The sequence below is a fragment of the Roseburia sp. AF42-8 genome, assembly GCF_003435965.1.
In the GTDB taxonomy this organism is placed as follows: domain Bacteria; phylum Bacillota; class Clostridia; order Lachnospirales; family Lachnospiraceae; genus Roseburia_C; species Roseburia_C amylophila.
Map to the genome: position 1 here is coordinate 25439 of NZ_QTVB01000026.1, position 11628 is coordinate 37066.

13 protein-coding genes are annotated in these 11628 nt (G+C 35.0%); 6 read left to right on the plus strand and 7 right to left on the minus strand.

Annotation, left to right across the window (positions count from 1 at the left end; all coding sequences use genetic code 11):
• Window positions 1-238: 238 nt before the first annotated feature.
• The 7 genes from DW059_RS10835 to DW059_RS10860 form a co-directional block, all read right to left on the minus strand.
• On the minus strand, window positions 239-1153 hold the full coding sequence (locus DW059_RS10835; protein WP_117592861.1) for a DUF6551 family protein: 915 nt from the start codon (window positions 1151-1153) through the stop codon (window positions 239-241).
• 2 nt (window positions 1154-1155) lie between these two features.
• Window positions 1156-2025 carry a hypothetical protein gene (locus tag DW059_RS10840; RefSeq protein WP_242986210.1) on the minus strand — a complete coding sequence of 290 codons (870 nt, stop codon included), beginning with the start codon at window positions 2023-2025 and terminating at the stop codon, window positions 1156-1158.
• A 36-nt stretch (window positions 2026-2061) separates the two neighbouring features.
• Window positions 2062-2478: a hypothetical protein gene (locus DW059_RS10845; protein ID WP_044999283.1), complete on the minus strand. Its 417-nt coding sequence runs from the start codon at window positions 2476-2478 to the stop codon at window positions 2062-2064.
• Window positions 2438-3226, minus strand: a complete 789-nt coding sequence (locus tag DW059_RS10850) for a hypothetical protein (RefSeq protein WP_055145192.1) — start codon at window positions 3224-3226, stop codon at window positions 2438-2440. Before DW059_RS10850 ends, DW059_RS10845 begins: the two co-directional genes overlap by 41 nt.
• Window positions 3223-3534, minus strand: coding sequence for a hypothetical protein (locus DW059_RS17315; protein ID WP_330408392.1), 312 nt, complete (start codon window positions 3532-3534; stop codon window positions 3223-3225). Before DW059_RS17315 ends, DW059_RS10850 begins: the two co-directional genes overlap by 4 nt.
• Before the next feature lie 438 nt (window positions 3535-3972).
• Window positions 3973-5073: a recombinase family protein gene (locus DW059_RS17320; RefSeq protein WP_330408393.1), complete on the minus strand. Its 1101-nt coding sequence runs from the start codon at window positions 5071-5073 to the stop codon at window positions 3973-3975.
• A gap of 129 nt (window positions 5074-5202) precedes the next feature.
• Window positions 5203-5592, minus strand: coding sequence for a helix-turn-helix domain-containing protein (locus DW059_RS10860; RefSeq protein WP_008374249.1), 390 nt, complete (start codon window positions 5590-5592; stop codon window positions 5203-5205).
• 225 nt (window positions 5593-5817) lie between these two features.
• On the opposite strand from DW059_RS10860, the gene DW059_RS10865 reads away from it, so the two are divergent.
• The 6 genes from DW059_RS10865 to DW059_RS10890 form a co-directional block, all read left to right on the plus strand.
• Window positions 5818-6033: a hypothetical protein gene (locus DW059_RS10865; RefSeq protein ID WP_013976761.1), complete on the plus strand. Its 216-nt coding sequence runs from the start codon at window positions 5818-5820 to the stop codon at window positions 6031-6033.
• A gap of 123 nt (window positions 6034-6156) precedes the next feature.
• Entirely contained in the window at window positions 6157-6477 is a 321-nt protein-coding gene (locus tag DW059_RS10870) for a helix-turn-helix domain-containing protein (RefSeq protein ID WP_013976760.1), read from the plus strand.
• Between the two features lie 57 nt (window positions 6478-6534).
• Window positions 6535-7023 (plus strand): chemotaxis protein CheY, encoded by a 489-nt coding sequence (locus DW059_RS10875; RefSeq protein ID WP_117649579.1) that lies wholly within the window; start codon window positions 6535-6537, stop codon window positions 7021-7023.
• Window positions 7024-7133: 110 nt separating this feature from the next.
• A complete protein-coding gene (locus DW059_RS10880) occupies window positions 7134-9932 on the plus strand; it encodes a DNA methyltransferase (RefSeq protein ID WP_117592868.1) in 2799 nt (932 codons plus the stop codon).
• A 1246-nt stretch (window positions 9933-11178) separates the two neighbouring features.
• The gene (locus DW059_RS10885; protein WP_015513594.1) at window positions 11179-11346 is read left to right on the plus strand and encodes a transposon-encoded TnpW family protein; all 168 of its coding nucleotides are present in this window, start codon (window positions 11179-11181) and stop codon (window positions 11344-11346) included.
• Window positions 11347-11422: 76 nt separating this feature from the next.
• On the plus strand, window positions 11423-11628 hold a 206-nt coding region (locus DW059_RS10890), incomplete at its 3' end, for a Type 1 glutamine amidotransferase-like domain-containing protein (protein ID WP_158552054.1).

Here is an 11628-nt window from a genome sequence, read left to right on the forward strand (position 1 = left end):
ATATGAAGGATATACATAACTGGTGTAGAATGCATTTTGTTAAATATCACACTGTATTTGTTTACAGGAAAGAGTATCCGGTAAAAGCAAATATTTGGAATGGATATTCATATATAAGGTGGCGGATGGAGCGGATGATGAATTTGGAATAAGATAAAATAGTGCTTGCATGAAAGGGAGTCTTAGAGTAGGGTATTCTTTTGAAAGTATGGATAGAACGAAGGCTGAAGGCTCTGCGCTATTCGTTTGGCAGAGCCTGAGTATTGTCCTGATCCGTAGAAAATAAATCTAACTGACCTTCTGGAGTGGAACTTTGACCGGATTCATCTTCAGTTGATTGTTCTCTTTTTTTGGGTGTTTTATGAGTGTATAATTTCTCAAAAGGAAGTGAATACTTGGATTTTTTATTGTATTCTAGTAAAAGAGCTTCTGCAAACCCTAATGAACCGGCACGACGTTCTCTGGCAGTACGACTGATTTCTCTGACAGAGACACGTCCTACTTTTTCTTTAAATGTGTCATCTTTCATTGTTTCTCCATAAGCATTATCCAGACGGGCAATAGCATTAAGCATATTGGAGCTAAAGGACATAGGCGCGCCTTCCCATGTGGCAACGCAAAGGCGTAAAACACGATCAAGAGTGTGAAAACCATATTTTTCATAGATATTAATTAAAGTGGATACAGCACATATACCTCCGGGGCGAGAGGAAGAAGTAATAGAGAGATCATATGATTCAACAAGGTCACGAATAATAAGTTCTCTATCATTACCAGCTTCAATATTAGCCATGAATATTTCATAAGGTAGTAACGATTTGACATATTTCATCTGATTTGCAAAAATATCTGCTTCTTGAGTGTAAACAAGATCATCATAAACCATGCACCAGACAGGAGTTTCTCTTGATCCAGAGACGAGAGCGACAATTTCTATAGTGTGTTGTCCGTTGAACACATAATTTATCCCATCACGTCTACTTACTTTTACAGGGTTTATCTGATAAAGGTCAAAATTAGCTGCAGCACGCTGAACGTGTTTGATAGAAAGATTACGTTGGTAATCTTGATTTGAACATAAATTTTTAATAGGTATTTGCTCAAAATGCACTTGGGGAACAAACTTTTGTAAATCTTCGGTATTTCCATCCATAATTATATTTCCTCCAATTTTTTCAAAATATTATTTGTGGTTGATATTAGGCACATAAGCTGATATTTAAGCTTATATTTTGCTGTATCAGATGCAATTTTAAAATCTGAAACTTTTAATACTCTTTCGATAGAACTGTTCCATGAGGGAATCGTCAACGTAAGACTTGCAATTTCCGCATCTGGATCAAATTGTGGCAGATTGCGTATAGATGGAATAGAAACGGAAGATTCTTTCTTTAATATCGGTTTGGCGTAATTATTCCACAGTAATTCCCTTTTCATATCATGATAACTGAGATGTTCTATCTTTTCGGCAAGAAGGTAGTTATTTAGACTTAAAAGCTGCTCTTTTGATAATCCTGAAAGTTCAATAATATTAGCTTGGGAAATCCAAAGCTGACCAGAACGAACTCGTTTGACAAGATCCGGAACTTTTTCATCAATTATATCTAGTGCACTACTGTAAGCAGAATATTTGTAAACGGTAGCCATTGCTACATTACATTCTTCGGATATTTTTTTTGCTGCGATGCTTGCACCGGAAATATGAGATTTATTCGTAGATGAAAGTTGTCTTGAAACTAAAATTTTTTCAGCATCATATTTTTTCCCAATCAGGTATTTTTTATTGATATTGGTTAAATCCTCTCGTTTAAGTTGGTCAGTACATATCCATGAAATTACATCTTCTTTACTGGAAAAATGGAGTCTTTTTATTCGGAAAGGAATACTGTGTTTACGAAATAATTCATATGCTTCTATACCATTAATGACAATACCATTCCATGTGCAGATGGGGGTGTGATAGGAATGACATAATATCTGTTGCTCAAGTTGTTTATAATCTTTTTCACTGAGATATTGATACAAATTGGTGAATTCTAGTTTTGTTTTAATGTATATATACTATAATTGCGCATACTCATCTCCCATTATTTCTGATTTGAATTCTGTTTGTGGCAGTTTTGTGATGATGTTATCCATGGAAAATAGAGCTATTTTCTTATCTGGGTAAATATTGCCTTCTAAACGAAAAATGTTAAATTTCTCCCAAGAAAGGTTAAGCTGGGAAAGTGAATATAGTAATTCTCGGCTGTACAATTCATAACTGTTACCATTGATGACAAAATAATCCTTAACTTTATGTGCCAATTTATCCTCTGCACAACTAGCCTTTATACCTATCATTTTTTGATCAGGATTAACAAGAAGTTGAATATATTCTGGGTTACCAATTTGACGGAGTGTATTGCGGTGGATTCGTATACGATTCTTTTTAAAGTCAATACATATTAGTGGATGGGAAGAGTGTTTGTTGTTCATAGGATTTTTCCTCACTTTCTGCTGTTGATGGTTCTTTTGCTTTTTCTATGGATTTATCAGTTGCCTTCTTCTTTTCTTGTATGTCAAATACTGCGTAGCCTTCAAATATATTGACTTGCATTGATTTCTGATGTTCTTCCACTGGAATACCGAATTGATTCTTCCATTCTTCAGGATAAGAAGGTGTCCTAGCAGTGGTTACAGTTCCATTGTCTTTTAGTGTACGAGGAAATATTTCAGGTGAAGTTAAATCGAAAATGAACAGTATTTCATTGCCAGAACGAATTAATTTGCCGAGAATCTTGTACCGATAATTAGGATTCCAATCCATGAGAGATATCACTTTAGCAAAGAAAATTCGACAGGTGATTTGTTTTGGCGAACGCTTTTTTCCAGAGGAACACCAACGAAAAGAGTCTTTTTCTTCTTCTCGACAGGGACGGACAGCCAGTTTTTTTTCAATGGGATTGACTAATATTTGCACATATTCGACATCGGGTAGCTTTTTTATGCAGGCGGTATTTACAGATACCTTGTAGTTATTAAACGTAAACGAAGGTTCGTAAATATGAGCGAAGAATTCGCCACGTACAACTTGATAACCGTCATAGCTGAAAGAATCATCGTCAATGACTTCCATTTGATTTGAGGGGCTGGGTGCGACTGTTATTGGCATAGGTGTGTTGATTTTCATCATATCAGAAGGTTCTGTAGTCATATTCCATTGATTTATAGGTTGCTCGCTCATTGGGTGTCTCCTTTAATTTCTGTAATAATATTCTTTATATTTTGTATAATGGTTTCTTTGGGAGTGGTTTGTAGCTCGGGTTCTTTATAAGGTTTACTTTCTGAAGCAGTTTGCCAGTTTTTGTCCACTGTAAATTCTGTTAATTCTGGCGCTTGAGACTGAGTATAGTAATTATTACCGAAGCTATTCATCCAGTCGGCAGGATAAGCTAACACACTCTTAGAATCAGATATTGTATCAGGCGTGTTGTTATTGGGGGCGGATACTTCGTTGGTACTTGTCGGGATTCGTATTTCTGTATCGTCCATGTTGAAAATAAGACATTTTCATTGTCTTTTTGGTGGGCAACTCCTAATATTCTATATTTGCATTTTTTGTCCCACTTAAATATCTCGTATAATGTTGGCAAAAATGCAGCACCGGAAATTGGTTTTGGAATAAGTTGACCATCTTTGAGACGTGACCACTGCACTTTATTTTTTGTTTCAGAGGAACATGGTCGAATAGCAAGTAGTTTTGAGCTCGGGTGTATTAGCATTTCGACAAATTTTATGTTTGGAAATTTCCGTATAGCATCTTTGTTAAAAGAGATCTGTTTATATGAAAAAGAAACAGAAATCCGACCAACCGAGGAGAAAAATTGTCCTCTAGCAACTTCATAGTCTCTTAAATCGAAGGAACCGGCGGAAGCAGTAATTGTATCAGGTGCATTCATATTTGCCGGTTTAAGGACGCTTTGAGATGCTTCAAAGTAGTCTCTGGATTAATCCAGACCATCTTGGATTAATGCTTATAAATCCACTTAGAGAGCCTTCTTGTATCACATGTAATTCTGGTAAAATCTCTTTATTTCCATATTTCGCATTTGTAATTAATTTTTGAACAGCTATGAAATCATCTCGGGAGATAATAGCTTCATGATGTCCGACTTTTCTGTATTGATTACGGTCTTGATTGTTTTTCCTTGATTTATGGTCAAGATAATTCGGAGTCCATGTTTTTCTCGCCAGAACATCCCCACAATGGCGTTCATTTTGAAGGATTTGTAGTATGGTACTGGATGACCAGACATCATTATTCTTTTTTGTTTTACAACCGAGTTCTGTCAAAGAATCAGCAATTTGTTGAGTACTACTTCCATTAAGATACATATAAAAAATAAGCTGCACAATTTTAGCTTCATGTGGATTGATTACAAGATCTCCATTTTCGTCTTGGTCATATCCGAGCAGAGGAGGTGTAAGGAATATTCCCCGACGAAAACGCATTTCAATGGAAGAATTCATAATTTCACTTTTGGTATGACTTTCTTCCTGCGCAAGTGTTGACATGAATGACAGAATCATTTCGCTTTTGGGATCAAGAGTATTTAAATGCTCTGTTTCAAAAAATACACCGACGGGTGGACGGAGTGAAGAAAGCTCTCGTACATATCGGATACAGTCAACAACGTTTCTTGCAAATCGGGATACACTTTTTGTTATGATTAAATCAATTTTTCCGCCTTCACAATCTTCAATCATTTTTTTGAATGCATCTCTATGTTGAAGCGAAGTGCCGGAAATGCCTTCGTCGGCATATATTTCTACAAGCATCCAATTCGGATTTTTATTTACTACATCCTGATAATGATTTTTCTGTAATTCATATGAGGATGTTTGGCGTGGATCATCCGTAGATACCCTTGCATATACAGCTACTCGTAGTTTTTTTTCTGTTTTAAAAATATCCTCTGGTGGAAGTGCCGGAATTACTTCCAGTTCTTCTGGATCAATACCTTTGTATCTTTGCCGGATTCTGGCTTTCTGTTCATCAATATTACTGCTTCGTTCTTCACTTTCTTTCATCAATAGCGACATCCTTTATAGTTGATATAACTATCATAGAATTTTTGGATTGAAAAAGACATAAACCATCGGTTAAGTGATTAACGGATGGTTTATGTAGAAATAGATATTTGATTGTTATTGAATGATTTAATAATCATTCGGGTTATCAGCATCGTAATTGTGTTTTGAGGATAGATGCCAATCATTGATTCGTAAAATGTTTTTTATGGCTGAAAGAACCTCGAATATGTAACGTTTTTCAGTGCTGGTACAATCTGCCATTAATAAATCAATGTCAGTTTGATATTCCGTAGGATTGTATAACAAGTTCCCATAGAGTAATTCATCAATAGTAATTTCAAGTGCGTTGCTAATTTTGATTAAAGATTCTAAACTGGGTTTACGCTTGGCATTTTCAATATAGCTTATATAAACAGTAGAAAGATCAGCAATTTCAGCCAGCTCCTCGGCAGATAATCCTCGTTGTTTGCGGGTTTCTCTTATACGTTTGCCTATAAGTGCATAATTTATTTCCATGTCCTCACCTCCTTTCCATCACAACTTGACTTTCTTGTGTTGTAGATAGAAAAAATGGTGAGCTATACAACAGCAATTAGTTGTATAAAGAGAAGTATATCATATGTATATAGCAAAAAGAAGATTGTCGATTGATGGGAGAAAAAGGCGATAAGTTGTAATTGAACAACAGCGAAAAAAGGGTTATCATTTATGTATTAAAAATTATGTCTGGGAGGAAAATACATGGCAGATAAAGAGGAAATCAAAACACTGGAGGAATTAGAGGAAAAAGGAAGAGTACTGCGGGAGTACAAAGAAAAATTCCGGCAGATGTGCCAAGAGAATAAAATGATAAAGGGTTCGACAGTGCTGAAACTATATGATAAAATTGAAGAAATACAAAGAGAATATGAGCATTTAGATAATAAGCTGACATTAATGGAATACAACTTTATATAGTTCTATTTTTTTGTTTTAATACTACTGTTTCCCTTAGTAAATACTTGTAAGATACATCTCTAATAATTTTGCGGATTTCTAGTTACAATTAAGGTAACTACTATCGGAAAGAGGTGTATTTACTTGCGTACAGAGGATTATATTGCGGACAATATTATAGCTTTATGTAAAAAACGTGATATGAGTAAATATCGGCTGTCACAATTGACTGGTATATCTCAATCTTCGATTGGAAAAATTATTGCTAAAGAAAGTTTACCAACTATGCCTACTGTAGAAAAGATATGTGATGCACTGGGAGTAACAATGGCACAATTCTTTGCCGGAATGGATGTTCCAGTAAGCTTATCAGAATCACAACAAGAGGTTCTGAATATTTGGAATAATCTTGATGAAAAAGAACAGAATGTAGTGATACAAATGCTCCGGGGACTTCAAAAATAAAGGAAACAGTTGTAACGAAAATGTTGACTGTTTCTTTTTTTATGGAGTTGAGAGATTATGGTGATTGAAAAGAAATATTATGATATTGCACAGCATGAATTGGAAGAAATGCAAAGAGAAATTAATGAAGAAAAAGCGCAAATGTCAGAAGAAGAGATACTAGAGGATAAAAAATGGCATGATGAACAATTGGAAACAATTATTAAAAAGGCAGAAGCTCATATGCGTCGTTTTAAGAAAGTTCCAGATCCTCAAAAAGTAGTGAAATTCACTTTTTTACAAAAAGATGCATTGGAAATTGCACGAAATATGCAGATGAATATAAAAACTGAGCGTAAAGAAGATGATTTATGGGGGACGATAGAAATGTCATTTAATAATATGTGGTTTTTAGATTCGGCTCCTAGTGAATGGAAAGATATTTGGAATAACTTGCTGAAAGAAGCTCAGAGAGTGTATATAGAAGCAAAAGATAACATGATCATGTATCAATATTATTATGATTTGGCGGTAGAAGTTCCTTGTGTGCAGACACAATACAAATAATGATATATGAATGCTGTTCTGTAATAATTTTATGATATACTGTGGATATGATATGTAAAAATAGTCGGAGAAAGATTTGTGAATGCACGATTATTTAGGAGGAAAAAAGCATGACAGATGCAGAACAAAGAGAGGCTGCCCGTCAATTTGTAAACCGATGGATGGGAAAAGGGAAAGAAGATGAAGATGGACGTTCTTATTGGATTGATTTATTGACGAATGTTTTGGGAATGGATAATGTGACAGAACGTTTGAACTTTGAAAAGAAAGTTGTAATTGATGGAAATACAAAACGTATTGATGTGTATATTCCTGAAACACGAGTAATTATTGAACAGAAGAGTCTTGGAAAAGCATTGGATCAGAAAATCAGGAATTCAGGAGATGTTGATCTTACTCCATTTGAACAGGCAGACAGATATAATGGAAAGCTGACTTTTGATGAAAGAGCTCGGTGGATTGTTACGTCAAATTTTGCTGAAATTTGGATTTATGATATGAACCAGAAACAGCCAGAACCGACAAAGATTGCTTTAGATGAATTACAAAGCAAATATCCATTGTTGGACTTCTTGGTGAAAAAGGAAGTAAAGACAATATCGCATGAAATGGAAGTATCAATAAAAGCAGGAGGTATTGTTGGGCTTATTTATGATGCGTTTTTAAAACAATATCGTATACCAGATATTAAGGAAAAGGATGAAACACTTGAGCAGAGAGAAAAAAGAGAGCATAAACTAAAGAGCCTGAATGCTTTATGTGTGCGAATTGTTTTTTGCTTGTATGCAGAAGATGCTGGTATTTTTGGAAAGAGAAATATGTTCCATGATTATTTGGAAACATATGAAGTAAAGGATTGCCGGAGAGCTATAATAGAATTATTTAAGATATTGGATACACCTGTATCAGAGCGAGACGAGTATTTAGAGGAAGAACTTGCTCAGTTCCCGTATGTAAATGGTGGGTTATTTGCTGATGAAACTATTGAGATACCACCTTTTACAGAGAAAATTAAAGAATTACTTCTTACAAAAGCGTCAGAAGATTTTGACTGGAGTGATATTTCTCCAACTATATTTGGAGCGGTATTTGAATCTACATTAAATCCTGAGACCAGACGTTCGGGAGGAATGCATTATACATCTATTGAAAATATTCATAAAGTTATTAGTCCTCTTTTTTTGGAAGATTTGCAGAAGGAATTTGATAGTATTAGAGCAATTCAAGTGAAGCGTACCAGAGATAAAAAATTGGAAGAATTCCAAAATAAATTGGCATCACTTACATTTTTTGATCCTGCGTGTGGTTCCGGAAATTTCCTTACAGAAACATACCTGTCGCTTCGTCGTTTGGAGAATGAGGTGATAAAGGAAAAAGTTGGCGGACAAATGACATTGGTAGAGGTAAATAATCCAATTAGAGTTTCTATTCAGCAATTTTATGGAATAGAGATTAACGATTTTGCAGTTACAGTTGCGAAAACGGCTTTATGGATTGCAGAATCTCAAATGTTGGAAGAAACGAAAAATATTGTGTATGGATTTAATGACGATTTTCTTCCTTTAAAGACATATGTAAATATTACAGAAGGAAATGCATTAAGAATTGATTGGAATGATGTAATTCCTGCAGAAAAATTATCGTTTATAATGGGAAATCCGCCATTTGTAGGAGCACGTTGGATGGCGTCGGAGCAGAAGGAAGATGTTGAGAAGATATTTGAAGGATGGAAGAGTATAGGAAATCTTGATTATGTTAGTTGCTGGTATAAAAAAGCGGCTGACTATATGGGAAATTATAATATCAGAGCAGCATTGGTATCAACTAATTCAATTACACAGGGAGAAAGTGTTTCGATTCTCTGGAAACCGCTTTTTGAATCAGGTGTACACATTGATTTTGCATACAGAACATTTATATGGGATAGTGAAGCGTCAATAAAAGCGCATGTTCATTGTGTAATTGTTGGCTTTAGCAGAGCTGTAAATAATAAGCAGAAAATAATTTATTCAGGTGAGAACGCAATTCCGGCGAATAATATTAATGGATATTTGCTTGATGCAGAAAATATATTCATTGAAAAAAGAATGAAACCATTGTGTAATGTTCCTGAAATAGCATTAGGTGGGCAAGCAATTGATGGTGGATTTTTAATATTGACGGAAGAGGAAAAGGAAGAGTTTTTGGAAAAAGAACCACAGGCTTCTCCGTTTTTTAGACATTATATGATGGGAAAAGATTTTATTGATCGAAAGCCGAGATATTGTATTTGGCTTGTTGGAGCTGATCCTGGATTATTAAAAAAATGTCCGATGATATTAGAACGAGTGAATAAAGTACGTGAATTTAGACTTAGTAGTACAAGAGCGAACACAAAAAAAGCGGCTGAGAATCCAACTTTATTTGCATCAATACTTGAACATAAAAATCAATATATTGCGATTCCCAAAGTTTCTTCTCAGAATCGTAGATATATTCCAATGGATTATTTAGATGGTGAAATTATTCCGGGAGACAAATTATTCACTATGCCCAATGCATCATTTTATGAATTTGGTGTATTGATGTCGAATGTTCACATGGCATGGATGCGAGCAGTGTGTGGAAGATTAAAAAGTGATTATAGTTATTCAAACACAATAGTGTATAACAATTTTCCGTGGCCTGTAGTAACGGAGAAGAATCGGGAACAAATTGAAAAATCGGCACAGGAAATTTTGAAAGCAAGAACATTATATCCTAGTAGTAATCTTGCGGCTTTATATGATCCTTTAACAATGCCAGCCGAGTTACGACGAGCACATACTGCAAATGATAAAGCTGTTATGGCTGCGTATGGCTTTAGTACAAAAATGACGGAAGCAGATTGTGTGGGAGAGTTGATGAAATTATACCAGAAAATGCAATGATAAAAGTTTATAGAGCTGTTTTTTGCTCAAAGTAAAATATTTGAAAACATAGAATATTCCAAATCCATAAAAGATGAATGAAAACCAATATGGGAATTTTACATGTGTTACAAAATTTGTAAAATTTTCATATTGGTTTTTTTGTAATCTGTAAAAATTATAAATTTGGATATCGAGTAAGGTTTCGGATTTTTGATTTTTATGTATTTTTCAATTTTGGATATGGCTCCGAAATTGGCAATTTTGCGGAAGTGTATCCACACTTCCTGTCCTTGCTATTTTTTAATCACATGGTGATTTCACAGGGATATAGGGCTGTTTAGCCTATTTTTTCTCCCTGTGCTGTGACCGAAGAAATTCGAGGAACCAATTATATATTTATGCTGAATGTGAGGAACTGGGGAGCACAATCCTCAGCAAGATTCCAACATCCGAAAAATGCCGTATTGCTAAAATAGCGATATGGTATTACCGGGGTGGATCTTGCTCTAATGTGTACAGTAACCTCGGCATAAATAGAAAGAATGGGTTTGGGGAATCCCCAGCAAGATAAAAACTTGATGAAAGAACATTTGTCGGAAAGACAATATTGTTAAACACAGGTGGATCTTGCTCTGGGGTAAGAAAGAAGTATCTTTATATTATCAAAATGATATTTGGAGTTTATGTTGTTGGAAAGTCGTAAGCAGGAAGATAACTTCAAGTTGTTGGTGCAAATATAATGAATAGAAGTGTCCGGTACATTTTTGGTGATGGGTATTTTGGTGGAATCCATTTTTATTTATTTTGAATAATAAAATTTTGAATTTGCAGCCGATTCTGCCTGCCGGACAATGTTTTTAGATATCTGTAAACGTCACGGACTGGAACTTGATGAAGAACCATCGTATGATGGAAGAAAGTATTTGGAAACACGATAGAAGCAAACGCTGTACTTATCGTCTTGTCTGGCAGGGAAGATTATTAGGCATTAACCAGAGAGATATCGGCAGAGAAAACAGAAGTGATAGACAATGATATTTGTTAGATATGCTTCTTGTCGTTGGCTGTATCATATTAAAACGCTTTTTACGTTAAAAAAGTGCTGTGATCACAAGGCTTTTTTCAAGCAAAAATGAAAAGGCTATATATAGGTAGCCTGTGAAACTGGAAGTGCCCATTTTGGGCCTGATTTAAAGAATAATGTTCTGACAGAGACCAATGGAATGACTCTCTGCTGGGGCTCCAAAAGAAAGGAAAAATGATTATGGAAAAAATGATGAATACAAAAACAGAGGGTAACACATTTACAAAGAAAATCGGGCAGACAGTCTATGTTGTCCGTTATCATTTCAATGAAAATGCAAAGGAAACAATGCAGGAGAAGATTAACCGGATGCTGGTTACAGAAGCAAGTCGACAGGCAGTATATTAAAATTAGGTGGATGTAATTGAAGAAAAAATATGATATCATGTGAGTAACAAATCGGTATTTATAAAGGAGAATATTGATGAAACTATTTTTATGTTCGCACTTTTCAAGTGTAGGAAGTCTGATAAAAGAAGAAATTGAAAATAAGAAAGTCGCATTTATTCCAACAGCTTCGTTGCGTGAAGGCTACACCGGTTATGTCGGCTCGGCTCGAAAATTATTCAAAAAGTTGGGAGCAATCGTAACTGAAATTGATATTTCAACGGAGGCTTATTCAACGATACA

Excerpts from the sequence above, each read along its gene's own strand:
- DW059_RS17315 (WP_330408392.1), bottom strand. The coding sequence starts at position 3,534 with ATGGACGATACAGAAATACGAATCCCGACAAGTACCAACGAAGTATCC.
- DW059_RS10850 (WP_055145192.1), bottom strand. The coding sequence starts at position 3,226 with ATGAGCGAGCAACCTATAAATCAATGGAATATGACTACAGAACCTTCT.
- DW059_RS10875 (WP_117649579.1), top strand. The coding sequence starts at position 6,535 with ATGGTGATTGAAAAGAAATATTATGATATTGCACAGCATGAATTGGAA.
- DW059_RS17320 (WP_330408393.1), bottom strand. The coding sequence starts at position 5,073 with ATGAAAGAAAGTGAAGAACGAAGCAGTAATATTGATGAACAGAAAGCC.
- DW059_RS10845 (WP_044999283.1), bottom strand. The coding sequence starts at position 2,478 with ATGAACAACAAACACTCTTCCCATCCACTAATATGTATTGACTTTAAA.
- DW059_RS10880 (WP_117592868.1), top strand. The coding sequence starts at position 7,134 with ATGACAGATGCAGAACAAAGAGAGGCTGCCCGTCAATTTGTAAACCGA.
- DW059_RS10865 (WP_013976761.1), top strand. The coding sequence starts at position 5,818 with ATGGCAGATAAAGAGGAAATCAAAACACTGGAGGAATTAGAGGAAAAA.
- DW059_RS10860 (WP_008374249.1), bottom strand. The coding sequence starts at position 5,592 with ATGGAAATAAATTATGCACTTATAGGCAAACGTATAAGAGAAACCCGC.
- DW059_RS10835 (WP_117592861.1), bottom strand. The coding sequence starts at position 1,153 with ATGGATGGAAATACCGAAGATTTACAAAAGTTTGTTCCCCAAGTGCAT.
- DW059_RS10885 (WP_015513594.1), top strand. The coding sequence starts at position 11,179 with ATGGAAAAAATGATGAATACAAAAACAGAGGGTAACACATTTACAAAG.